At 65.7% G+C, this 23,759-nt stretch carries 24 protein-coding genes; 6 read left to right on the top strand and 18 right to left on the bottom strand.

What is annotated here, in order from left to right:
* Positions 1-68 precede the first annotated feature (68 nt).
* The 5 genes from SCD90_RS10615 to SCD90_RS10595 form a co-directional block, all read right to left on the bottom strand.
* Positions 69-1,088 carry a DUF4167 domain-containing protein gene (locus SCD90_RS10615; protein WP_319844651.1) on the bottom strand — a complete coding sequence of 340 codons (1,020 nt, stop codon included), beginning with the start codon at positions 1,086-1,088 and terminating at the stop codon, positions 69-71.
* A 313-nt stretch (positions 1,089-1,401) separates the two neighbouring features.
* Positions 1,402-2,277, bottom strand: a complete 876-nt coding sequence (prmC, locus tag SCD90_RS10610) for a peptide chain release factor N(5)-glutamine methyltransferase (RefSeq protein ID WP_319844650.1) — start codon at positions 2,275-2,277, stop codon at positions 1,402-1,404.
* A complete protein-coding gene (gene prfA / locus SCD90_RS10605) occupies positions 2,274-3,359 on the bottom strand; it encodes a peptide chain release factor 1 (RefSeq protein ID WP_319844660.1) in 1,086 nt (361 codons plus the stop codon). Before prfA ends, prmC begins: the two co-directional genes overlap by 4 nt.
* The gene (ptsP, locus tag SCD90_RS10600) at positions 3,353-5,614 is read right to left on the bottom strand and encodes a phosphoenolpyruvate--protein phosphotransferase (protein ID WP_319844649.1); all 2,262 of its coding nucleotides are present in this window, start codon (positions 5,612-5,614) and stop codon (positions 3,353-3,355) included. The genes prfA and ptsP overlap by 7 nt, the downstream gene beginning before the upstream one ends.
* Positions 5,615-5,687: 73 nt before the next feature.
* On the bottom strand, positions 5,688-6,941 hold the full coding sequence (locus tag SCD90_RS10595) for an aspartate kinase (RefSeq protein ID WP_319844648.1): 1,254 nt from the start codon (positions 6,939-6,941) through the stop codon (positions 5,688-5,690).
* A 130-nt stretch (positions 6,942-7,071) separates the two neighbouring features.
* Here SCD90_RS10595 and ubiG point away from each other — a divergent pair, with 130 nt between their 5' ends.
* Positions 7,072-7,818 carry a bifunctional 2-polyprenyl-6-hydroxyphenol methylase/3-demethylubiquinol 3-O-methyltransferase UbiG gene (gene ubiG, locus SCD90_RS10590; protein ID WP_319844647.1) on the top strand — a complete coding sequence of 249 codons (747 nt, stop codon included), beginning with the start codon at positions 7,072-7,074 and terminating at the stop codon, positions 7,816-7,818.
* Between the two features lie 20 nt (positions 7,819-7,838).
* On the opposite strand, the gene SCD90_RS10585 is transcribed toward ubiG, so the two are convergent.
* From SCD90_RS10585 to SCD90_RS10570, 4 genes are read right to left on the bottom strand one after another with little or no spacing between them, the layout of a single operon-like run.
* Positions 7,839-8,276 (bottom strand): DUF1178 family protein, encoded by a 438-nt coding sequence (locus tag SCD90_RS10585; protein WP_319844646.1) that lies wholly within the window; start codon positions 8,274-8,276, stop codon positions 7,839-7,841.
* A complete protein-coding gene (locus tag SCD90_RS10580) occupies positions 8,273-9,133 on the bottom strand; it encodes a carbon-nitrogen hydrolase family protein (RefSeq protein WP_319844645.1) in 861 nt (286 codons plus the stop codon). Before SCD90_RS10580 ends, SCD90_RS10585 begins: the two co-directional genes overlap by 4 nt.
* 3 nt (positions 9,134-9,136) lie before the next feature.
* On the bottom strand, positions 9,137-9,394 hold the full coding sequence (gene grxC, locus SCD90_RS10575) for a glutaredoxin 3 (protein ID WP_319844644.1): 258 nt from the start codon (positions 9,392-9,394) through the stop codon (positions 9,137-9,139).
* Positions 9,395-9,429: 35 nt separating this feature from the next.
* Positions 9,430-10,236, bottom strand: a complete 807-nt coding sequence (locus SCD90_RS10570) for a ComF family protein (protein WP_319844643.1) — start codon at positions 10,234-10,236, stop codon at positions 9,430-9,432.
* Positions 10,237-10,276: 40 nt separating this feature from the next.
* Between SCD90_RS10570 and SCD90_RS10565 the strand changes: the two genes are divergently transcribed.
* A complete protein-coding gene (locus tag SCD90_RS10565) occupies positions 10,277-11,143 on the top strand; it encodes a methyltransferase domain-containing protein (protein ID WP_319844642.1) in 867 nt (288 codons plus the stop codon).
* Here SCD90_RS10565 and SCD90_RS10560 read toward each other — a convergent pair.
* The 4 genes from SCD90_RS10560 to SCD90_RS10545 all read right to left on the bottom strand — a co-directional run bounded on the left by SCD90_RS10560 (position 11,140) and on the right by SCD90_RS10545 (position 14,043).
* Positions 11,140-11,349, bottom strand: a complete 210-nt coding sequence (locus tag SCD90_RS10560) for a Flp family type IVb pilin (RefSeq protein ID WP_319844641.1) — start codon at positions 11,347-11,349, stop codon at positions 11,140-11,142. The genes SCD90_RS10565 and SCD90_RS10560 overlap by 4 nt on opposite strands.
* A gap of 18 nt (positions 11,350-11,367) precedes the next feature.
* On the bottom strand, positions 11,368-11,772 hold the full coding sequence (mutT, locus tag SCD90_RS10555; RefSeq protein WP_319844640.1) for an 8-oxo-dGTP diphosphatase MutT: 405 nt from the start codon (positions 11,770-11,772) through the stop codon (positions 11,368-11,370).
* Between the two features lie 79 nt (positions 11,773-11,851).
* The gene (gene argJ, locus SCD90_RS10550; RefSeq protein WP_319844639.1) at positions 11,852-13,081 is read right to left on the bottom strand and encodes a bifunctional glutamate N-acetyltransferase/amino-acid acetyltransferase ArgJ; all 1,230 of its coding nucleotides are present in this window, start codon (positions 13,079-13,081) and stop codon (positions 11,852-11,854) included.
* Between the two features lie 11 nt (positions 13,082-13,092).
* Positions 13,093-14,043: a peptidylprolyl isomerase gene (locus tag SCD90_RS10545; protein WP_319844638.1), complete on the bottom strand. Its 951-nt coding sequence runs from the start codon at positions 14,041-14,043 to the stop codon at positions 13,093-13,095.
* 248 nt (positions 14,044-14,291) lie between these two features.
* Here SCD90_RS10545 and secA point away from each other — a divergent pair, with 248 nt between their 5' ends.
* Entirely contained in the window at positions 14,292-16,967 is a 2,676-nt protein-coding gene (gene secA, locus SCD90_RS10540) for a preprotein translocase subunit SecA (protein WP_319844637.1), read from the top strand.
* An 88-nt stretch (positions 16,968-17,055) separates the two neighbouring features.
* On the opposite strand, the gene SCD90_RS10535 is transcribed toward secA, so the two are convergent.
* From SCD90_RS10535 to SCD90_RS10520, 4 genes are all read right to left on the bottom strand, one after another.
* Positions 17,056-18,648 (bottom strand): L,D-transpeptidase family protein, encoded by a 1,593-nt coding sequence (locus SCD90_RS10535; RefSeq protein WP_319844636.1) that lies wholly within the window; start codon positions 18,646-18,648, stop codon positions 17,056-17,058.
* A 95-nt stretch (positions 18,649-18,743) separates the two neighbouring features.
* Entirely contained in the window at positions 18,744-19,703 is a 960-nt protein-coding gene (locus SCD90_RS10530; protein ID WP_319844635.1) for an acetyl-CoA carboxylase carboxyltransferase subunit alpha, read from the bottom strand.
* An 84-nt stretch (positions 19,704-19,787) separates the two neighbouring features.
* Positions 19,788-20,735: a site-specific tyrosine recombinase XerD gene (locus tag SCD90_RS10525; RefSeq protein WP_319844634.1), complete on the bottom strand. Its 948-nt coding sequence runs from the start codon at positions 20,733-20,735 to the stop codon at positions 19,788-19,790.
* A gap of 9 nt (positions 20,736-20,744) precedes the next feature.
* Positions 20,745-20,885 (bottom strand): histidine kinase, encoded by a 141-nt coding sequence (locus SCD90_RS10520; protein ID WP_319844633.1) that lies wholly within the window; start codon positions 20,883-20,885, stop codon positions 20,745-20,747.
* A 111-nt stretch (positions 20,886-20,996) separates the two neighbouring features.
* Here SCD90_RS10520 and SCD90_RS10515 point away from each other — a divergent pair, with 111 nt between their 5' ends.
* The 3 genes from SCD90_RS10515 (at position 20,997) to SCD90_RS10505 (ending at position 23,214) form a co-directional block, all read left to right on the top strand.
* A complete protein-coding gene (locus tag SCD90_RS10515) occupies positions 20,997-21,608 on the top strand; it encodes a shikimate kinase (RefSeq protein WP_319844632.1) in 612 nt (203 codons plus the stop codon).
* Positions 21,605-22,732: a 3-dehydroquinate synthase gene (aroB, locus tag SCD90_RS10510; RefSeq protein WP_319844631.1), complete on the top strand. Its 1,128-nt coding sequence runs from the start codon at positions 21,605-21,607 to the stop codon at positions 22,730-22,732. The genes SCD90_RS10515 and aroB overlap by 4 nt, the downstream gene beginning before the upstream one ends.
* 86 nt (positions 22,733-22,818) lie before the next feature.
* The gene (locus SCD90_RS10505; protein WP_319844630.1) at positions 22,819-23,214 is read left to right on the top strand and encodes a hypothetical protein; all 396 of its coding nucleotides are present in this window, start codon (positions 22,819-22,821) and stop codon (positions 23,212-23,214) included.
* 6 nt (positions 23,215-23,220) lie between these two features.
* Here the strand turns inward: SCD90_RS10505 and SCD90_RS10500 are convergent, their stop codons facing one another.
* Positions 23,221-23,715 (bottom strand): cupin, encoded by a 495-nt coding sequence (locus SCD90_RS10500; RefSeq protein ID WP_319844629.1) that lies wholly within the window; start codon positions 23,713-23,715, stop codon positions 23,221-23,223.
* Positions 23,716-23,759: the final 44 nt, after the last annotated feature.

Raw genomic sequence — 23,759 nt, 5'->3', positions numbered from 1 at the left:
GCACGGCTGATCCCCTCAGCGCAAAAAGAAGCGCGGCGCCGAGGCGCCGCGCACATCATCTGCAGCGATTACTCGCCCGGTGCAACTTCCGGCTCGGGAGAGGAAGCGCCCTCGCCTTCACCACCGGTGCCGCGGGCATTGCGGCCATAGCGGCGACGGCGGCGTCCGGCGAAGCGTGCCTCACCCTCCGCGGCATCGGCGTCGTTGACCAGAGCATCGGGCTCGACAACCTCCATGGCCGGCTGAGCGACCGTTTCGCTTACGAACTCATCTGCCGGCGGCAATTGCTGCGCTGGTGCACCAGCGCCGCCCGTGATGAAGGCCGGCAGGCCGATATCCCCCTCAGCCTCACGCGGTGCGCGTGGCGGGCGAGCGGCGAAATCACGGTTGCGCGGCTCACGCGGAGGACGCGCCTCGCGTGGCTCCCTGCCGTCCCGCGCTTCCCCGGCTTCCCGATTCTCGCGCGGCGGGCGCGCTTCACGCGGCTCACGATTTTCACGAACCTCGCGGTTTTCCCGGGGCTCGCGGTTCTCGCGGGCTTCACGCGGTTCACGATTCTCGCGCGGCTCCCGGTTCTCCCGGGGCTCACGATTTTCTCGCGGCTCGCGGTTCTCACGAGGCTCGCGGAACTCACGCGGCTCGCGCTCACGGGTATTGAACTCACCCCGTGCGTTATCGCGATTGCCGCCATTCATGTTCTGCTGAGGCTGCTGACCGTTGAAGGCCTGAGGCCGCGCTTCGCCGGAATCCGGCTGCTGCACGATCGGCTCGCCCGTCTCCTCGTCATATTCCTCGTCCCGCGGCTCGTCGTCCGCCCGGACAAAGCCGAGGTGCTGCTGGAACTGCGGCTGCGCAGCCGCGAGGATGCGGTAGTAGTGCTCGGCGTGCTGCAGATAGCTCTCTGCGGCAACCTGGTCGCCCGACGACAATGCGTCACGATAAAGCTGGACATATTTGTCCGCGATGTGGGCGGCCGTGCCGCGGATCTTCACATCGGGGCCGTTCGACTCGTAACTGCGGCTGAGTGGATTGGGGCCTTTGCGGTTGTTGTTGTTGCCGCCACCGCTGTGATTGCTACGTCCGCGCATGCGCTTCTGCTGCTGATGCTGACCTTGCCTCATCGCTCTCGATCTTTGCTGTGCTCAAGCCCCGACAATCCGGGCGGTGCGTGAAGCCGTCAGCTGCCGGGCAGCTTGGACGACCGTGCAGGCTCGCCGGAATAACCTCGGCTCGCGGGGCCCTCGCGAACCGTGCCGCTCATCGCGAATAGGGCTCAAACCCTGTTATCCATGATGCGACCTATGTGTCGAACCGCGGCCGGTCATAATCCGGTTGATCGTCGCTGCCGGCGTGGATCTCATCCTCGTCATCGGCGCGCTACACGGTTCTATTGATCCATACCTAATCGTTCAGCGTGTGATTTCCAAGTGGATTCTCGCGCCGTACAACAAGCGCCCGTGGAATGCCGGACAGATCGGGCCGCGCCGGAACGTCCGGCTCCAGCCCGGCATCTTTCATGATGGCGGCGACGGCGGCTTCCTGCCCGATGCCGAGTTCCACAACCAGAACGCCATCCGGGCTCAGCAGCCGCGCAGCGTCACCGGCCACGCAGCTATAGGCGTCGAGACCGTCACGGCCGCCATCGAGCGCTCGCATCGGATCATGGACACGGACCTCGCGGTCCAGCATCGCTATGTCCGAATGGGGGATGTAAGGCGGGTTGCTGACGATGAGGTCGAAGAGTTCGTCGATATCCGATCCCCAGTCGCCTTTCACGAACCGGGCCCGGCCAGCCACGCCATTGAGATCCGCATTGCTCGCTGCGCAGGCCAGCGCGTCGTCCGAAATGTCCACGCCCACGCCGACCGCCGCCGGGAATTCCGTCAGAAGAGCGATGAGGATGCACCCGGTGCCGGTGCCGAGATCCAGGATGGTCCCCGGAGCCGTGCGGCAGGCTTCGACAGCTGCCTCGACGATCGTCTCGGTGTCGGGACGCGGAACCAGCGTCTCGGGATCGAGATGGAAGACGAGGCCCCAGAACTCTTTTTGCCCGATGATCCGCGAAACGGGCTGGCCGGCGATCCGCCGTTCTATCATCGCGTCGAAAGCTTCCCGCCCTTCAACATCGACAGGCTCGTCGCGCATCGTGACCAATTGGGTGTCGCTGAGTTGAAGCGCGTGCTTCAGGAGCACGCGGGCATCCAGTTCGGCGCTGTCGCATCCCTCTTTACGAAGCCATGCGGCAGCGGCGCGCAGCATCGCATTGCGGGTCGTCATGCGCCTTCTTCAGCGGCCAGAAGACGGGCCTGATGTTCCGCGACAAGTGCATCGAGCACCTCGCCCAATGCGCCGCCTTCGATCACCTGCGGAAGATTGTACAAAGTCAGGCCGATCCGATGATCGGTGACGCGGCCCTGCGGAAAATTGTAGGTGCGGATGCGCTCCGAGCGATCGCCGGAACCCACCTGCCCCTTGCGGTCTGCGGCGCGTGCCGAGTCCAGCACCTCGCGCTGCTGGTCGAACAGGCGAGCCCGCAGCATGGCCATGGCACGCGCCTTGTTCTTGTGCTGCGAACGCTCATCCTGAACCGCCACCACGGTATTGGTCGGGATGTGGGTGATGCGCACCGCAGATTCCGTCTTGTTGACGTGCTGCCCGCCCGCGCCCTGCGCCCGGTAAACGTCGATCCTGAGATCGGCGTCGCGGATTTCCACGTCCACCTCTTCCGCCTCCGGCAGCACGGCCACCGTGGCCGCCGAAGTGTGGATGCGTCCCTGCGTCTCGGTTGAAGGCACGCGCTGCACGCGATGCACGCCCGATTCGAACTTCAGCCGGGCATAGACGCCGCGGCCCTCGATGGAGCCGATGATTTCCTTGTAGCCGCCGGCCGTGCCTTCGCTGGCGGACATGACTTCCACCTTCCAGCCCTGGGTTTCGGCAAAGCGCTGGTACATGCGGAAAAGATCGCCCGCGAACAAAGCCGCCTCGTCGCCGCCGGTGCCGGCGCGCACCTCGATGATGATGCCGCGCTCGTCCGCCGCATCCTTCGGCAGCAGTTCGAGGCGCAACTGCTGCTCCACCTCATCGATGCGCTGGACAAGATCATCCTGCTCGGCGCGCGCCATCTCGCGCATGTCCGGGTCGCCGCCGGGGTCGTTCACGAGCGCCCTGAGGTCCGCCAGTTCCTGCCCCAGCCGACGCCAGTGGCGGACCACCTCGACCACCGGCTCAAGTTCGGAACGCTCGCGCGACAGCTGGATCAGTTCGGCGCCGCTGGCGCCGCCATGCGACATCTCGCCTTCGATGTTCTCGAAGCGACGCACCAGGGCGTCGAGCTTGTCTATCGGCAGCATCAGAATTCCGCCGTTTGTGCCATGCGCAGAAGATCCTCATGCGCCGAACCGTCGGGATCGCCTGCGAGGAGGCGCGCGGCCACGTCCTGCATGTCGGCAATGGTGTTCGAGCGGATCATCGCCTTCAGGGGCCCCACCGAGGATGCGGCAACGGAGAGGGAGCGAAAGCCCATGCCAAGCAGGGCAACGGCTCCGGTGGCGCGGGAGGCCATTTCTCCGCACACCGTCACGGGTTTGCCGGCAGCCTGAGCTTTGTCGATGATCTGCTTGAACGCCCTCAACATTGCGGGGCCGAGCGGATCGAAACGATCGGCCACGCGAGGATTGCCGCGGTCGGCGGCGAACATGAACTGGATCAGGTCGTTCGATCCCACAGAGATGAAATCCACCCGCTCCAACAGCTCATCGAGCTCGAACAGGATGGACGGCACTTCCACCATGGCGCCCAAGAGCATCCGCTCGGGAAGCTGGTGTCCCCATTTCCGCAGATGAGTCAGCTCCTTCTCGACCAAACCTCTGGCTTCGTCGAACTCCGAGACGGTGGCGATCATCGGGAACATCATGCGCAGGTCGCGCCCTGCCGATGCGCGCGCCAGAGCCCGCACCTGGGAACGCAAAATGCCTGGCCGATCAAGGCCGAAACGGATGGCACGCCAGCCGAGAGCCGGATTTTCCTCATCCACCGTGCGCAGATAGGGCAGCACCTTGTCGCCGCCGATATCGAGCGTGCGGAAGGTCACCGGCTTGCCGTCGGCCAGATCGAGCACCGTGCCGTAGAGGCTTTCCTGCTCGCCGGCGCGTGGCAGGGTCGGCGACACCATGAACTGCAGTTCGGTGCGGAACAGGCCGATGCCGTTGGCGCCGGTCTCCGCCAGCGATGGCATGTCGACCATGAGGCCGGCATTCAGCATCAGCTTCACGGTCTCGCCGTCGCGTGTCACTGCCGGTTCGTCCCGGTGCTCCTGGAACAGGGCCTGGCGCCGTGCGCGCAGCCGCACCTTGTCCACATAGGACAGTTGCACATCCTCGGGCGGTCGGACGTGGACATCGCCGGTGTTGCCATCGACGATGACCGGATCGCCGCTCTCGATCAGCGAGGCTATGTTGGGAACCTGCCCGGCGGTTGCGATGCCCAGCGCCCGCGCGATGATGATGACGTGGCTGGTCGGGCCCGCCTCCTCGATGATGAGGCCGCGCAGTCGCGCCCGCTCATAGTCCAGCAAAGCGGCCGGAGCCATGTTGCGGGCGACGAGGATCGCGTTCTCCGGCATGTCCTGAACGTTCGGCCCATGCTCGCGCCCGGTCAGCACGCGCAGCAGGCGGTTCGCAAGATCGTCCAGATCGTGCAGGCGCTCGCGCATGAAGGGCTCGGTCGCCCGCATCATGCGGGCGCGGGTGTCCGACTGCACCCGCTCCACGGCCGCTTCCGCCGTCAGGCCCTGAAGCACTGCCTCGCGCATGCGGCGCACCCAGCCACGGTCATGCGCAAACATCCGGAAGGCTTCCAGCACCTCGCGGTGCTCGCCCTGCCGCGCGACATCGCCCTGCTCCAGCAGCTCATCCAGTGAGTGACGCAGCTTGGCAACGGCGTCGTCGAGCCGCTGCACCTCGACATTCACGTCCTCGGCGATCAGGTTCTCGGTGGCGAGCGACCTCGGCTCGTGAAGCACGGCGTAGCCGAGCCCGATGCCCTCCGCCAATGGCACACCTTGCGCATGCAGCGGGCGCTGCACGGCAGGCTCGGCACCCGGCCGGGCGATGGCCGACAATTCGCCGGAGGCGATCATCTCCGCCATCACCATGGCGGTTGTCTGAAGCGCCTCCACCTCCTCCTCGGAATAGGTGCGGTGCGCCTTGTTCTGCACCACGAGCACGCCAAGCGTGTTGCCTGCGCGCAGGATCGGCACGCCGAGGAAGGAGTGGTAGATCTCCTCGCCCGTTTCCGGCTTGTAGGAATAGGATGGATGCGCCTGCGCATCCGAAAGGTTCAGCGGCTCGGCCTGCTGCGCGACGAGACCTACGAGGCCCTCTCCCCGCGCGAGCGTCGTCTGATGGACGGCGCCGGGATTGAGGCCTTCGGTGGCGTAGAGCTCAAGCTCCCCGTCCACGCGCAGCACATAGCTGGAGCACACCTCCGCAACCATATTGGCCGCGATGAGGATGACGATCCTGTCGAGCTTTTCCTGAGCGGTGACGGGCTCCGCCATCACCTCGCGCAGCCGGCGCAAGAGCACGCGCGGGCCGCCGTAAGCGCCTCGCATGGTCAGCCTCCGGGACGAAGCGCCGAGCGCTTCCAGAATGATCTTCTTCCAGTCGGGCTCCGCCGGCTGGAGGTCAGTCTTTGTCCAACCCGTATACCGAATGGAGAGTCCGAACGGCAAGCTCGGTATAAGCGGCGTCGATCAGGACGGAGATCTTGATCTCGGATGTCGCGATGGCGCGGATGTTGATGCCCCGCTCGGCGAGCGCGCTGAACGCCTTGGCCGCCACGCCGGCATGGCTGCGCATGCCCATGCCCACGACCGACACCTTGACCACTTCGTTCGCGCCATCGAGCTTCTCGAAGCCGAGGTCGCTTTCAAGGCTGCCCAGCAGCTTCATGGCGCGATCGTAATCGGCGACCGGCACGGTGAAGGTGAGGTCCGTCGTGCGCCCGTCATCGGAGATGTTCTGCACGATCATGTCGACATTGATGTTGGCTTCCGCGAGCGGGCCGAACACGCGGGCGGCGACGCCCGGTTTGTCCTGCACGCCACGAAGGGTGACCTGAGCCTCATCCCTTGAGAAGGCGATGCCGGTGACGACCTGCTGTTCCACGATCTCGTCCTCGTCGCAAATAAGCGTGCCCGGCGGCAGACCGCCCGGGCCGACCTGGGGTGCATCCGGCGCATCGAAGCTCGAGCGCACGAACACCCGAACCTTGTGAATCATGGCGAGCTCGACCGAGCGCACCTGCAGCACCTTGGCTCCGAGCGAAGCCATCTCGAGCATTTCCTCGAACGCCACGCGTTCCAGACGCCCGGCCTTCGGCACGATGCGCGGGTCGGTGGTGTAGACGCCATCGACGTCCGTGTAGATGTCGCAGCGGTCCGCCTGCACACCCGCCGCAACGGCGACGGCGCTGGTGTCGGAACCGCCGCGCCCAAGGGTCGCGATGCGGTTCTCGGGGCCGATGCCCTGGAAGCCGGCGATGACGGCCACCTGTCCTGCGCGCATTCCCGAGATAATGGCATCGCCGTCCATGCCGGTAATGCGTGCGGCGCTGTGCGCGGAATCGGTCGTCAGCGGGATTTGCCAGCCCTGATAGGAGCGTGCGGCGATGCCGAGGTTCTGCAGGGCAAGGGCCAGCAGGCCGGAGGTAACCTGCTCTCCCGAGGCGACGATCGCGTCGTACTCCCGCAGGTCGTATTCCGGACAGGCCTCGCGGCACCACGCCACCAGCTGGTTGGTGACGCCCGACATGGCGGACACCACTACGGCAACCTCGTGCCCGGCCGCGACTTCGCGCTGGACATGGCGCGCCACGTTCTGGATGCGCTCGATATTGGCGACGGACGTGCCGCCGAATTTCATGACAATGCGGGCCATGGTCTATCTGGCAGGGGATGATGGATGCTGGAGGCGCTGCTTTGACATGGCCCCGCCCCCGGAAAGGCGGCTATACATAGCGGCGCACGTGCACCGGGGCAATCGCCCGCGGCCGGTATGTGAAAGCCGTGTGAACGAGGCAGACGTGGCGGATTCAGTCGACGGCGAGGAAGTTGCGCGGTTCGCCGCGACGGCGGCCGAATGGTGGAACCCGCGCGGTCCCTACGCGCCCCTGCACAAGCTGACTCCGGCACGGGTGGCCTATGTCCGCGACCATCTGGCCCAACAGTTCGGGCGCAGTGCGACCGCACTGGACAGCCTAGCCGGCCTGTCCGTGCTGGACGTGGGCTGCGGTGGCGGCATCCTCTCCGAACCGCTGGCACGGCTGGGTGCTGACGTCACCGGCATCGAACCCGCTGAAGAAAGCGTCGCCATTGCGCGCGCCCATGCGTCGGCCTCGGGTCTGGACATCCGCTACCAGGCCCTCGCCGCCGAAGACCTGCTCGGTGAAGACGAGCGCTTCGACGCCGTGATCGCCTCCGAAGTGATCGAACATGTGCATGACGTAGCGGGCTTTGTGCACACCCTCGCGGCGCTGGCCAAGCCCGGGGGCATGGTCCTGATCTCGACCCTGAACCGCACCGCCCGCAGCTATGCGCTCGCCATCCTGGGAGCAGAATATGTGCTGCGCTGGGTGCCGGCGGGCACCCATAACTGGCGCAAATTCGTCACGCCCGCCGAACTGTCCGGCCACTTGCGCGCTGCTGGCCTGCACCCCGGCGAGCCACGCGGCATGGTCTACAATCCGCTGCGTGACGCCTGGAGCCTCTCCGAGGATGCATCCGTGAATTACTGGATGAGCGCCACCAAGAGCTGATCGCCAGGGCGGGCGGCGCTCTAGTTCGTCTCGTCCACGATGGGCGGGAGCGGATAGAATTCGACGCCATCTTCCGCCAATGAGCGAACTTCGTCCGCCGAGGCCCGGCCGTAAATCGAATCGCGCTCGATCTCGCCCTCGTGCATCTGCCGCGCCATGTCCGCGAACTGCGGCCCCACATCCCTGGCGTTCCGCGTCACCTCCTCACGGATGTTACGCATCATCTCCCGGATCTTGCGCTCACGTTCGCCGAGCAGGGCAACGTCGTGCGTCGCGGACGCCGGCTTGTCCTCCGCAAGCTGAACAGCCGGCGCCATCAGGGCCTTGCTGATGTCGCGGGACCCGCAGAGCGGACAGGTCAGCAGGTCGCCAGCACGCTGATCCTCATAATCGGCCGATGACCGAAACCAGCCGTCGAATTCGTGCTCGGCTTCGCAACGCAAACTGTAGTGGATCACTGGACCGGATCTTTCATCGCGCCGGACTCTGGCAGGGCAAAGCGCCGGCCATGCTCCAGCACCGGGATGCGCTTCCTGGCTTCTTGCACCTGTGCGGGGTCGATCCGGGCCATTACGATGCAGGGATTGTCGCCCTCGGCTTCCGCAACGATGCGGCCCCACGGATCGACGATCAACGAATGTCCGTAGGTCTGGCGGCCATCTTCATGCGTTCCACCCTGTGCCGCGGCAAGCACGAAAGTGCCGGTTTCGATCGCTCGGGCGCGAAGCAGGACATGCCAGTGCGCCTCGCCCGTCTGCCGCGTAAAGGCTGCCGGCACTGTCAGGAAATCGGCGCCACGTTCCGCAAGCGCTCGGAACAACGTCGCGAACCGCAGATCGTAGCAGATCGACAGCCCCAACCTGCCCCATGGAAGGTCCACCAGCGCCGCGCTCTCGCCGGGCTGGTAGGTTCGCGATTCGCGCCAGCTCTCGCCGTTCGGCAGATCGACATCGAACATGTGGATTTTATCGTAGGAGGCGCGCAGCGTCCCATCCGGGCCGATGACGAAGGCGCGATTGGCCATCCTCTCCGCACCTGGAAGGCTGACCGCCATGGAGCCGATGTGCAGCCAAATTCCCAGCTCGCCCGCAAGGCTTCGGAAGCGGGCCAGCGCCTCCTCGGTCGCAGCCGGGTCTGCCGCCTCCGCGAGTTCATCGCGGGAGCGCGTGAGGAGCGTGGTCATCTCGGGCGTCTGCACATAGGACGCGCCGCGACCCGCCGCCTCGCGGATCAGCCGCGATGCCTGCTCTACATTCTCGCGCACCGAACGGCCGCTGCGCATCTGCACCAGCCCGGCGATGAACCCTTGTGTCATGGATCAGCCGGCGAGGATCGGATCCAGACCGCCCCTCGCATCGAGCGCATAGATGTCATCGCAGCCGCCGAGATGGCGCTCACCAACAAAGATCTGGGGAACGGTGCTTCCTCCATTCGCGCGCCGGATCATTTCGGCCCGCAGGTCCGGCTTGCCGGAGATGTCGATCTCCTGAAACTGCACGCCCTTCTTGGTCAGCAGCTCGCGCGCGCCCTCGCAGTACGGGCAGTAGGGCTTGGTGTAGATGGTGACGGCTGCCATTCGATCCTCGCAGTTTGACTCGACCGGATATGAGGTCAGACCTCATCCACGACAAGCGCGAAGGTCAGCGCGTCCACTTCCGATGCGCCGGCTCGTCGCAATGCACGTGCGGCGGCGTTCAGTGTAGCACCGGACGTCAGCACGTCATCGACCAGGAGAATGCGCCGCCCCATCACCCGCGCCTTGGCGCCATCGGGCACACTGAGGGCGCCAGCGAGATTGCGGGCGCGCTGCGAGCGGCTGAGCCCAACCTGCCGCTGCGTGCGGCGTTCGCGCAGGAGCAGATCGTGTTCCACGGGCACGCCGCTCATCCGCGAGAGGGATTTCGCCAGTTCGCCGGCTTGGTTGAACCGCCGCCACCACAAGCGCGTGCGATGCAGAGGTATGGGAACGAGCACATCCGCATCGGCCAGCAGGTCCGAGCCGGCGCGCTTCATCCATCCCGCCATGGCCTGCACAAGATCCAGCCGATCGCCGTATTTCAGCCGATGAACCAGCAGCCGCCCCGTGCCCTCGAATCTGACGGCCGAACGCGCGCGGCCAAATGCCGGCGGCTCGGCAATCGCCTTCGGCGAGATGATGTCGAATCCGAGATCCGATGGGAGAGGCGTGCCCAGCCGGGTGCAGACTGGCGCGGTGATCTGGTGAAGCCCTGTCCAGCAGGTGGGACATAGCGCACCGACCGACCCAACCGGCTTGTTGCAGGCAAGGCAGAGCGGAGGAAGCGCCACGTCCAGCACGGCCCGCCCGGTATAGCGAGCCAGACGAGCCGCGCGGTCGCGCAGGAGGTGCGAAGTGCCGAACACGCCTTTGCGTACAGCATCCGGGGGTACGCGCGACATGGGATTTGACCATGCGACGGACAGCCGCCATATGGCTTGCATGTCCGCACCGCTCCTTTTCGACCACGCCTTCCGCGCCCACAGCCTGCGCAGGCTGGAACCCGACACCGTGCTGCTGCCGATGGTCGCCGAGGAACTTGCGATCCGTCTCAACACGGTCATGCGTGAGTTTCCGCTCGCGATTGACCTCGGCACCCAGGGCCCCGGGCTGGCGGAGGCGATCCGCGCTGTGCACAGCGTGGGACAAGTAGTGCAGGCAGCCGACGCCGGGGGAGACATCATCAGCGGCAAGCATGCCCTGCCCTATGAACCGGGCTCGCTGGACCTCGTCGTCTCCGGGCTGGCGCTGCAATGGGCGGATGATCTTCCCGGGCTGCTCCTGCAAATCCGCCGGGCCCTGAAGCCGGACGGCCTGTTCCTCGCGGCTCTAGCGGGCGGCGACACCCTCACCGAACTCAGGCAGTCCTTTGCGGAAGCGGAAGCCGACGTGGTCGGCGGCATGAGCCCGCGTGTCGTTCCCTTCGCCACCGTGCAGGATCTCGGCGCCTTGCTGCAGCGGGCGGGCTTCGCCTTGCCGGTCGTCGATGCCGAAAAGCTGACCGTGCGCTATGCCGATGTCTTCGGCCTGTTCCGTGACCTGCGGGCTCTGGGCGCGACGAACAGCCTGCTCTCGCGCAGCCGCACGCCGTTGAGACGGGACGTGCTGGCGCGGCTCGCCGAGATCTATCAGGAGCGGTACTCCGATCCCGACGGACGCCTGCGCGTAACCGTGGAGATCGTCTGGCTATCCGGTTGGGCGCCTCATGAAAGCCAGCAGAAGCCGCTGCGGCCCGGATCGGCCACCCACCGGCTGGCCGACGCGCTGAACGCGAAAGAGATCCCCAGCGGCGTAAAGCCCGGAAGCTAGTCGCCGTCCGAAGTGTTCATGGTGATCGCGTCCTGGAGCCTCTTCCACTCGAGGCCCTGAAGTGCATCCCGGACACCATAGATGGCGGGCACGAGCATGACAGTGATCGCCCCCGCGATAAGCACATACTCAATCGGGACCGAGCCTGACCGTGAGCGGAGAAATCGCCCGGCCAGCCATTTCAGTCCTTCCGAGCACAGGGTCATCGTTCATCCGTTTATGGATCAGAGCAGATCGATGAGCATGGGGATCAAGGGCTCGTCCGCCGGCGGCATGGGGTAGTCCCTTAGCCGCTTCGGCTCGGCCCATTTCAGGGCCTGCCCTTCCATCGGCTGAACGATTCCCTCCCAACGCCGGCAGATGTAGAGCGGCATCAGCAGATGGAAACGTTCATAGGCGTGGCTCGCAAAGGTCAAAGGCGCGAGACAGGCCTGCCGGACGGTAATTCCCAGTTCCTCGTTCAACTCCCTGATCAGCGTTTCCTCGGGAGTCTCGCCAGCTTCGAGCTTGCCCCCGGGGAACTCCCAAAGGCCGGCCATCGGTTTGCCTTCCGGTCTTTGTGCCAGAAGAACACGCCCGTCCGCATCGACGAGAGCGCAGGCTGCAACAGTTACGAGCGCAACACCCACACCACACCTATCAATGGACCAGACTTGTTAACGCATAATGCCGTGGGTTCACTGCAACTCGTGAACGCGCGTTAACCGATTACGAGCGGTAATCGGCGTTGATGGCGATGTATTCGCCGGTCAGGTCGCACGTCCAGATGCGCGCCCGTCCGCTGCCGAGGCCAAGTTCCACCCGGATGGTGATGTCCTGGTTCTTCATATAGGCCGATGTCACGGCCTCCTCGTATGAGGGATCGCGCGCACCATCCAAAGCCACCCGGATGGGGCCGAAATGAATTGCGAGACGGTCACGGTCGGCTGGCTCTCCGGCCTTGCCGACGGCCATGACGACACGCCCCCAGTTTGCATCCTCACCCGCGACAGCCGTCTTCACCAGCGGCGAATTGGCGATGGATAGCCCGATGCAATGGGCCGAAGAGTCGCTTTCAGCGCCCTCCACATCGACAGTGATGAACTTGGTGGCACCCTCGCCGTCTCGCGCAACCTGCCGGGCGAGGTCCTGAAGCACGGTGTCCAGCGCGGTCCTGAAGCCGGCGAGCCGCGGATCGTCCGCCCGATCCGCCGGCGTGCCACCGGCGCGCCCGGTTGCAAACGCCATCAGCGTATCCGAGGTGGAGGTGTCGCCATCGACAGTCACGCAATTGAAGCTGCGGGCCGTGGCTTCGCTCAGGAGGTCCTGGAGAACATGGGAGGCTATTGGCGCGTCCGTCGCAACGAAGGACAGCATGGTGGCCATGTCGGGTGCGATCATGCCCGCGCCCTTGGCGATGCCGCAGATCGTGACCGGCGTACCGCCGAAATCCACGACGGCGGAGGCGCCTTTGGGGAAGGTGTCGGTCGTCATGATGGCGCGGGCAGCGTCTTCCCAGAGGTTTGGAACCGCATCGCGCACGAGACCGTCCATCACCGGCCCGAAACGGCTTGCGTCCAAGGGTTCGCCGATGACGCCGGTAGACGCGAGGAAGACCTCACCCTCGCTGCAGCCTGCGGCTGATGCGGCCAACGCTGCGGTGCGTTCCGTCGCTTCGCGGCCTTTCGCGCCCGTGAATGCATTGGCATTGCCGGAATTCACGACCAAAACGCGCGCTTTGCCGCCGCTCAACGCGGAACGGCACCAATCCACCGGCGCCGAGGGGCAGCGTGAGCGTGTGAAAACGCCCGCAACCGCCGTACCCGGCTCGAACAGCATCAGCATCACGTCTGTGCGGTTGCGGTAGCGGATGCCCGCCTCCGCCGTCGCGATGGTGACGCCCGCGACCGGCGGCAGCTCCGGAAAACGCTCTGGAGCGAGCGGAGAGACCTTCGTCATGTCCTGCCGGCTTACTGCGCCGGGGTGGCCGGAACGGTCGAGCCGGACGCCGCCGGCTTGGGCGCACCGATGCGCTCGATCTTGGCGCCCTCGCGCAGCTTCTGCACGGCTTCCTGCTGGGAGCGGCGGCCGACATAAGCCTCGATCTGGTCACGCACCTGATCGAGCGTCGGCACCGGCTTCTGGCGCTTCTCCTCGACCTTGATGACGTGCCAGCCGAACTGGCTCTTCACCGGATCCGAGACCTTGCCCGCGTCCATCTTGAAGGCGACGGCAGAGAATTCCGGCACCATCTGGTCTTCACCGAAGAAGCCGAGATCGCCGCCTTCACCGGCAGAGCCGGGGTCCTTCGAGACGTCCTTGGCAACGGCCGCGAAATCTTCGCCCTTCTTCAGGCGCTCTTCGACGGCCTTCGCCTCATCCTCGGTCTCGACCAGGACATGGCGGGCGCGGACTTCCGGCTCCGGCTTCATCTCCTTGACCGTCTCGTCATAGATCTGCTGCACGGCCTGCGGGGTCACCGCAGCCTTGCCCTGCTGGTCGAGATAGGTCTGCATCAGAGCCTTCTCACGCAGGAATTCGAGCTGCGCCTGGAAATCCGGCCCATCGGCCAGCTTCGCCTTCTCGGCGGCACGCGCGGCGAGCTTGATGTCGATCAGGAAGCCGATCACCTGCTCGCGCTTCTGCTCGTCGACCATGCCGGCGAGCGAAGGACCGAGCTCTTCCAGCGCAATGCGCACTTCACGTTCCGTCACGTCGTCGCCATCGACCTTGGCCACCACGGCACTAGGATCGGCGGGCGCAGCGGGAGCCGCTGCCGGAGCAGCACTCGCAGCCGGCGCTTCAGCCGGAGTGGTCTGCGCCTGCGCGGCGACAGGAAGGGAAAGCAGGCCGGTTGCGGCAATCACCAGCGCGAGCCGGCTGACGCCAGCGGATACGGAGCCAGCAAACGTCGAGATCATGGGAATGGTCACCTTACATCACGGCCCCAGGCCTTGCGGCGGGACACTGCGCCGAAACGGGGCGCATTGACAACCCTCCGGGGCGTTCATAATTCTCCACCCGACGTTCCCTTTGGAGCGGCGACTTCTCCCCGGGGAACCACGCTGCGTCGCAGGCCCAGGTTGCACCCCCGTTTCTGAGGGTTGGCCCGGATGCCCGGCGGCCGGCTTGTCCCGACCCTGCGCGATCAGCGCGCTCGTGAGGCCTTATGCTTGGCGCCATAGCCCGTCTGTTCGGCACGTCGAATGACCGTCGTGTGAAAACCTACCGCGCCCGCGTCGCGGAAATCAACGCGCTCGAACCGGAACTGAGAGCCCTCTCGGACGAGGAACTGAGGGGCCGCACCGGCATCTTCCGGCAGCAGCTTGCCGACGGGGCCAGCCTGGACGACCTGCTCGTCCCGGCTTTCGCCACCGTGCGTGAGGCGGCGCGCCGCGTGCTCGGGCAGCGCCACTTCGACGTGCAGCTGATGGGCGGCATGGTGCTCTACGAGGGCAAGATCGCCGAGATGAAGACGGGCGAAGGCAAGACCCTCGTCGCAACGCTCGCAACCTACCTGAACGCCCTGCCCGGCCGCGGCGTCCACGTCGTCACCGTGAACGATTATCTCGCCTCCCGCGACAGCGGGTGGATGGGCCGCGTCTACGGCGCGCTCGGCATGACGACCGGCGTGATCGTCCACGGCCTGGACGATGAGGAGCGCCGCGCGGCCTATCAGTGCGACATCACCTACGCGACGAACAACGAGCTCGGCTTCGACTATCTGCGCGACAACATGAAGTATGATGTCGCGCAAATGGTGCAGCGCGGCCATGCCTACGCCATCGTGGACGAGGTCGATTCCATCCTCGTGGACGAGGCCCGCACGCCGCTCATCATCTCCGGTCCGCTGGAAGACCGCTCCGATCTCTACAAGACGCTCGACGCCTTCATCCCATCGCTTTTGCCGGAGCATTACGAGCTCGACGAGAAGCAGCGCGCAGTCTCGCTGACGGAAGCCGGCAACGAGTTCATCGAAGGCCCGTTGCGCGAAGCCGGCCTGCTCCGCGGGGAGAGCCTCTACGACCTCGAGAACGTGACGATCGTCCACCACATGAACCAGGCCCTGAGGGCCTACAAGCTGTTCCAGCGGGACAAGGACTACATCGTCCGCAACGACGAGGTCGTCATCATCGACGAGTTCACCGGGCGGATGATGCCGGGCCGCCGGTACTCCGAAGGGCTGCACCAGGCACTCGAGGCCAAGGAGCGCGTGCAGATCCAGCCCGAGAACCAGACTTTGGCCTCGATCACGTTCCAGAACTATTTCCGCCTCTACAGCAAGCTTGCCGGCATGACCGGCACGGCGCTGACCGAGGCCGAGGAGTTTGGCGACATCTACGGCCTCGAAGTCATCGAGATGCCGACCAACCTTCCCGTGTCCCGCGTCGACGAGGACGACGAGGTCTACCGCACCAACGCGGAAAAGAACCGGGCCATCGCGGTTCTGGTTCGGGATTGTCTCGAGCGCGGCCAGCCGATCCTCGTCGGCACCACATCGATCGAGAAGTCGGAAACGCTTTCGGAAGAGCTGAAGACGGCCGGCATCCCCCATCAGGTGCTGAACGCCCGCTACCATGAGCAGGAAGCATTCATCGTTGCGCAGGCCGGCGTGCCGCGTGCCGTCACGATCGCCACCAACATGGCGGGCCGCGGCACCGACATCCAGCTTGGCGGCAATCTCGAAATGCGCATCCAGCAGGAGTGCGGCGGCATACCCGAGGGGCCGGAACTCGACGCAAAGATCGCCGAGATCAAAGCCGACATCGCCGCGAAGAAGCAGGTGGCGCTCGCCGCCGGCGGGCTTTGCGTGGTCGGCACCGAGCGGCATGAAAGCCGCCGCATCGACAACCAGCTTCGTGGCCGTTCGGGCCGCCAGGGAGACCCTGGCCGTTCCAAGTTCTTCCTGTCGCTTCAGGACGACCTGATGCGCATCTTCGGCTCCGACCGCATGGACGGCATGCTGCAGAAGCTCGGGCTGCAGGAAGGTGAAGCCATCATCCACCCTTGGATCAACAAGGCGGTGGAGCGTGCGCAGCGGAAGGTGGAAGCCCGCAACTTCGACATCCGCAAGAACCTGCTGAAATACGACGACGTCCTGAACGACCAGCGCAAGGTGGTCTTCGAGCAGCGCCGGGAACTCCTGAACGAGGACGACCTGTCCGACACCGTAGCCGACATGCGCCACGGCCTGATCGATGACATCGTGGCCCGGCACATCCCCGAGAATGCCTATGCCGAGCAGTGGGACATCGACGGCCTGAAGTCCGAGATGGCCGAGGCGCTGGCACTGGACCTGCCGGTTCACGACTGGGCTGCGGAAGAAGGCATCGCGGACGAGGAAATCCGCCAGCGCATCAAGGCCGCATCGGACGAAGCCATGGCTGCGAAGGCGTCCCGCTTCGGCACCGATGTGATCCGCCAGATCGAGAAGGCGGTCGTGCTCCAGACGCTCGATGGCCTGTGGCGCGAGCATATCTCGACGCTCGACCATCTGCGGCAGGTCATCGGCCTGCGCGGTTACGGCCAGCGCGACCCGCTGAACGAGTACAAGACGGAAGCGTTCGACATCTTCCAGACCATGCTCGGCCGGCTGCGTGAAGTGGTGACGGCCCAGATGTCCCGTGTGGAGCTGATGCCGCCGGCACAGGATGGCGACGACGATGGCTTGCCTTTCATGGAGGCTCACCACGAGAACCCGTTCAGCGGCGAGGACGAGATGGCCCTTGCCAATGCCGGCGTGGATCCGGAAGACCGCTCCACCTGGGGCGAGGTTTCGCGGAACGCACCCTGCCCTTGCGGCTCCGGCAAGAAGTACAAGCATTGTCACGGCAGCTTCGCCTGACGGCCGAGTTACCCCGCCTCAAGACGTAGAAAAGGCCGCGTGAGCGGCCTTTTTCATGTCTTCCCGGTTTGACCCTGGGATGATCGTGTCAGCGCGTAAACGTGCCAGGACTGAGTATCGGTGCGGACATCATGCCCGTGTTGAAGCTCGGCAGATTGGGCGTTGCCGAAGCGGTTCGGGCGGGGGCCGCGGCTGTCGGCTCAGGAACCGGCAAGGGCACGCTGGCAGCCGGTGCAGAGGCTACAGCCGAAGGCGCCGCAGCGGGTCGCGGCGTCGCCGGACGCTGAGCCGAACGTGCATAAGAGGATGCCGCCGGACGGCGCTCCGCGCTGGATGCCGCATCACGGCGATCGCTGCCGAGCCCGACCACCTGTCGGTAGATCGAGCGGTAGTCGGATCCGCCCGGCGCGCCAAGCGACGCCGTCATCGGAGCTTCTGCGCCGAGCACAGGGCCGGCAGGTGCCACCGGCTGGGATGTCGGCGTTGCAGCGCGCGGGGTCTCCGCCGTGGCGGTCTGGACGGGCGTTGCCGCGGTCTCCAGTTCCTTAGGCTTACCGCCGCCGAACCAAGCCAGCGGATTGCGCGAGGGCGGCGAGAGCAGTTGTTCAGGCACTTGCGACGCCGGACGCGACGGCACGAAAGGCGACGAGATCGGTGCCGGAGCGCTCGACGTGTCGGCCATCGCGAGAGCCATGGTCGGCTGCGGACGCGCGCTGACAGGCGGGGCCTGCTCGGGCTGCGCAGCAGCCAACATGGTCATCGGGGCAGCCGGTTCGTCCAGCGAACGCCGGATGCGGCCGTTCTGCGGGACGTAAGCTGCCGCAAGTTCGACATTGCCGGCCACCAGCTGCGCGTATTTCTGCTCGTCGCGCTCCATCTTCGGGGCCACCGCCAGCGCGACGGACGGCTCGATCTCGAAGGTCGGGCAGGCCATGCTGGGGTCGAAGGCGCCGCCCGTGGCCTTGGCGTCGAACACATACTTCTTGCCGCAAACCGCGACCTTCGGCTCCTGCTTCGTGGCCTCGAAATGATCGGAGCCCTGCTTCAGGTTCTTCCAGAAGGCGAGGTTGGGGTTGTTGCGGCGGCGCGCCAGGTTCTCGGCGGTCATGCGGAACGGCATGGCCTGCACCTGGAAAGACCTCTGCCCGCCACGGAAGGCTTCGCGAGCCAGCGCGTAGACTTCGGCGATCTGAGGATCGGTCATGGCATAGCAGCCGGCCGAAAGGCAGTCGCCATGCACCATCAGGTGCTTGCCCGTGCGTCCGAGGCTGCGGTCGTAGGAGTTCGGGAAGCCCATGTCGAACGACAGGTAATAGGCGGAGCGCGGATTCATCTGCCCGGCGGACACCGTGTAGAAGCCCTCCGGCGCCTGCTTGTCGCCTTCCGTCTTCTTCGGCCCCAGATCACCCGACCAGCGGCAGATCTCATAGGTCTTCAGCAGCGCGTAGCGGCCGTCCGTCTGACGCTTCTTCCAGACTTCGAGCTGGGAGTCTTCCTTGTAGATGCGCACGAGGATGGGATCCTCCTTGCGCATGCCCTTCTCGGCCATCAGCGCCGCCACCTTGGGCGGGATCGGCTTTGCTTCCTTGCCGGGAACCGCGGCCGTGTCCGTCTTGCAGCCGGCGAGCGCCAGCGCCGCAACTCCAAGAACGACAAACAGGCTGAGCGGGCGCTTCGTCATGGGATAGATACCAGAATCCATCATCCGGCCGCAGTTCGGCCTCGTCCCCCGACTTAAAGACGCTTAGCCTTACGAAGACGTTACCGCAACCACAATCAGGTCGGGATGGAGCGCCCGATGGCCAGGAACTTGTCCCGGCGGTGCTGGCGGATTGCGGTGCCATCCATGCCAGAAAGGTCGCCAAGGGCGTTCTGGATCGCTTCGCCGACCGACTGCACGGCGACGTCCGGAGCACGATGGGCGCCGCCGAGGGGCTCCGTGATGACGCCGTCGATGATGCCGAGGCGCAGCAGATCCTGTGCCGTGATCTTCAGGTTGGTGGCCGCATCCGCCGCGCGCGCCGAGTCGCGCCAGAGGATGGAGGCCGCGCCTTCCGGCGAAATCACGCTGTAGACCGAGTGCTCCAGCATCTGGACATTGTTGGCCGTGGCGATGGCGATGGCCCCGCCGGAGCCGCCTTCGCCGATGATGATGGAGACATTCGGCACGGTGAGGTTGAGGCAGGCCTCGGTGGAACGCGCAATGGCCTCCGCCTGTCCGCGCTCCTCGGCGCCAATGCCGGGATAGGCGCCGGCTGTATCCACCAGCGTGATGATGGGCAGGCCGAAGCGGTTCGCCAGCTCCATCAGGCGCACGGCCTTGCGGTAGCCTTCCGGCCGGGCCATGCCGAAATTGTGCTTCAGGCGGCTCTCGGTGTCGGAGCCCCGCTCATGGCCCATGACGAGGACGGGCTCGCCCCGGAAGCGGGCGAAGCCGCCGACGATGGCGGCGTCATCTCCGAACTTGCGGTCGCCCGCCAGCTCGTCGAATTCGGTGAACAGTTCGGAAATGTAGTCGCAGAAGTGCGGGCGGCTGGGATGCCGCGCCACAAGGGTCTTCTGCCAGGGCGTCAGCTTCTCGTAGAGCTCGACGATGGCATCATGCGCCTTGCGGCGCAGGCGGCCGACCTCGTCCTCGATCTCGACGGCTTCGCCGGTCGTCCCGAGGGCCTGGAGCTCGTCGATCTTGCCGTCGAGCTCGGCGATGTGCTTTTCGAAGTCGAGATAGCTGCGCATTCGGTGCGTTTACCGCATCTCCTTGTCCGTAGTCACGGACGCTCCCCCGAGCGGCCGGCAACCTGATGGGAGCAGCCCCGCAAGTCAAGGCTTTGCAGTGCTCTTGGGATCGGCGAGTGGGTGAAGGTCCCGCACCATTGCAGAGACCCGCTCGTCGAGGACATGCGTGTAGATCTGGGTGGTTGCGACGTCCGCATGGCCGAGCAATTGCTGGATCGAGCGCAGGTCCGCGCCGTTTTGCAGCAGGTGGCTGGCGAAGGCATGCCGCAGTACGTGTGGGCTTACACGCGCAGGGTTCAGGCCGGCACGCAGGGCCACGTCCTTGAGGTCGCGGGCGAAAGCCTGCCGGGTGATGTGGCCGGCCTCGCTGAGCGAGGGGAAGAGGAACGGGCTCTCGGCGGTCTCGGTCATGGCAACGAGAAGATCCACATATGCGGCCGCAGCGCGCTGGGCCGCCCCGGTGAGCGGCACCAGCCTTTCCTTGCCGCCCTTGCCGCGAACCGTCAACACGCGGGTTCCCGCGCGCGCCGCGCTGCGCGGCAGGCTGACAAGCTCCGACACCCTCATTCCGCTCGAATAGACCATTTCCAGGAGCGCCAGCATGCGCGCGGCACGGAATCGCTCCCGCAGCGGCCGTTCGGGATCGTCCGCGCCCTCTCCCGCCGAGGACAGCAGCCGGTCGACCTCCTCGATCGAGAGAATCTTCGGCAGCGCCCTGCCCCGCTTCGGGCCGGTCAACGAGGCTCCGGGGTCATCCCCGCGCAGCCCCTCCGTATAGAGGAAGCGGTGGAACTGCCGCGCAGCCGACAGGCGGCGGGCCGCCGTCGACGTCCGGAACCCCCGGGCGGAAAGGTCCGCAAGCCAGGCACGGATGTTCTCGGGCCGCGACGTCAGGGCATCGCATCCCTGCGTACCGAGAAATTCGGTGTAGTCCTCGATGTCGCGGCGGTACGCGTCGAGCGTGTTGGCGGCGGCACCACGTTCGGCGGACAGCATCTCGAGGAAGCTGTCCAGAAGCCTGGATGGCGTCACGACAGCATCCTAGCGCTCGGCATCGATGGGCACGGTCACCACCATCTCGCGCGGCTGCGGCTCCACGAAGGTGGCCAATGCCCAGATCAGCAGGAAGGTGCAGGAAAGGATGACTGCCAGCCTGCGCAGCAGCCGGAACGTGCTGGGCATGGTTCACCTCGGCGCGGAATCAGGCGTGATGATAGCTTATGCTGCATGCCTCTGCGCAACGTGCAGCGCACTTGCATGCCCCACGCTTTCGTGAAAACCAAGCGCTGCATTATGACGGACGCATCATCCCAGCAGCCACTGCCCCCCGACGACCCGCAGGTGCGGTTGGCGGCCGGCGTGCGCGCGCGGCTTGGCACCCGATCCGTGGTGCTGATCGGCATGATGGGCGCAGGCAAGTCTTCGGTGGGGCGGCGGCTCGGAAAGGTGCTGGACCTTCCGTTCCTCGACGCCGACACGGAGATCGAACAGGCGGCGGGCATGTCGATTCCCGAGATTTTCGCGCGGCATGGGGAAGCCTACTTCCGCGCCGGCGAGACGCGCGTCCTCAGCCGTCTGCTGGATGAAGGCGGCAGCGTCATCGCGACGGGCGGCGGCGCGTGGATGAACCCCGAAACCCGGGAGCATGTGCGCCGCTGCGGCATTTCCGTCTGGCTGAAGGCCGATGCCGACGTGCTGCTCCGCCGTGTCCGCAAGCGCGGCAACCGCCCTCTGCTGAAGACCGGCGATCCCGACGCTACCTTGCGCGGCCTGCTGAAGGTTCGCGAACCCTTCTACGCAGAAGCCGACATCACCGTGTTCTCCCGCGAGGTGCCGCAGGAAACCATGGTTTCGGAGACGCTGCGGGCACTCGACCATTTCCTACCGCCTCCTGGGACGCCATGACCGAAGCCGTGAAAGACCGTGTGATCCGCGTGCCCGTGGAACTGGGCGAGCGGTCCTATGAAATCCGCATCGGCCACAACCTGCTGCCGTCCGTCGGGCCGGCAGCAGCCGAGCTCGGCGCGCGCAAGGTGGCCGTGGTGACGGACGCCAATGTCGCGGCCCTTCACCTCGACACCCTGCGCCGCAGCTTGGCGGAAGCGGGCGTCGGCATCTCGGAGATCGTGCTGCCCCCGGGCGAGGCGACGAAGAGCTTCCGTCATCTGGAAGAGGTTTGCGCAAAGCTGCTCGAAGCCCGGATCGAGCGCGGCGATCTCGTCGTTGCCCTTGGCGGGGGCGTCATAGGCGACCTCGCCGGCTTTGCGGCGGCCATCCTCAGGCGCGGCGTCCGCGTGCTTCAGGTGCCGACCAGTCTTCTGGCGCAGGTCGATTCATCCGTCGGCGGCAAGACCGGCATCAATATGCGTGCCGGCAAGAACCTGATCGGCGCCTTCCACCAGCCGAGCCTGGTGCTGGCCGACAGCAGCGTGCTGGATACCCTGTCGCCGCGCGAGTTCAGGGCCGGCTACGCCGAAGTGGTGAAATACGGCCTGCTCGGCGATGCCGATTTCTTCGACACGCTCGAACGCGATTGGGAGAACGTCTTCCTCGGAGGCACGGCGCGAATGAGCGCCATTGCAACCGGTTGCGCCGCCAAGGCAGCGATCGTTGCGCGGGATGAGACGGAGACCGGCGAACGGGCGCTTCTGAACCTCGGCCACACCTTCGGCCACGCTCTCGAGGCTGCAGTCGATTACGACGGCACGCGGCTGGTGCACGGTGAAGGGGTCGCCATCGGCATGGCGGCTGCCTTCCGGTTCTCGGCGGAGCTGGGACATTGCTCGACCGGTGATGCCGAACGCGTGGAGTCGCATCTTCGCGCGGTGGGCCTGCCCACCCGCGTCTCCGAGATCCCCGGCGAAATCGGCAGCGCGGCTCACCTGCTGGACCTGATGGGGCAGGACAAGAAGGTGAAGGCGGGCAAGCTGACCTTCATCCTTGTCCGCGGGATCGGCCAGAGCTTCATCGCGGGTGACGTTCCGCCGGAGTCGGTGCTCGCATTCCTGGAAAATTGGGTGCGCCGCTAAAAATTCTCTTGCCAGCGTCGCCGTTTTGCGAATTCGCGCGTTCTTACCCCAAACGGGCTGACACACGGCGGGGTTCGGGGTTCAACATGGCACGCACGATCGACATTCTCGCAGGACTTGGCATCGGCATCTTCGTCGGCGTGGGCGCCAGCTTCGCCCTGTCTCCCGCTCCTGCCGTGGCGAATGCAGGGTACGCCCCGGGCACCGAGACGTTCATCTCGAACAAGGCGGCCAAGGGCGACCTCGTGGTCGCGGCAACGCCGGTGCGCGTGGACCGCAACCTGCTTCCCGCGCCCGTCACTGTGCGCCAGGTGCAGGTGCTGGGCGATGGGGATGCGTCCATCCTGTTGCTCGACGAGCAGGGTCGCGTCGTCTACCGCAGCCCTGCCTCGCAGCGCGGTTCTGCCGCCGCGCCCAAAGCGGACAGCCTCTCGATGAACCGCATCGACAACGCCTTCCGCGCCACCGGCCGTAACTCCTAAACCGACCTAGAGAGTCCGGCCGTTCACCGGATCACGTTCGGGTGGCGGCAGCGCACCTAGATTGTCCCTCACCTGAAGCTCTTCGGATTCTTCTCCGCGGCGAAGGTCGGGTTCGCGGCCGTCCCAATAGGCGCCGACGATCTGTAGGTCTGTGCTGCCCTCCTCTTTCCGATGGGCCGTTCCCGCGGGAAGCATGACGACATCGCCCTCAGAGAGGCTGATCGACGAGCCGTTCGGTCCGCCCAGCACGGCCGTGACGTGTCCCTTCGCAATCCCAAGCACTTCATGCGCGTTCGAGTGGAAGTGGTCGAAATCGTAGAGCCCGTTGCGCCAGTTGTTCGTCCAACCGTTTGCGGCGAACAGCTGTTCGAGGGCGTCGGCCGCGCCGTCTCTCTGCACGGCCTTCCGATAGATGAGGACCGGCAGGCTGCCATTGTTGGGGAAAGCACCGTCTACGGGAAAGCCAAGTACCTCGGGTTCGCCTGAGCCTTTTTCCGGCATGCCGCCTCCTCCGTGGTTCATGCCCGTAGTGTGCGGCGGATGCG

This window comes from Terrihabitans rhizophilus (genome assembly GCF_033898525.1).
GTDB lineage: Bacteria > Pseudomonadota > Alphaproteobacteria > Rhizobiales > Methylopilaceae > Flaviflagellibacter > Flaviflagellibacter rhizophilus.
Note: the sequence above shows the minus strand (reverse complement) of the source record. Positions and strands in the feature narration are given on the sequence as shown.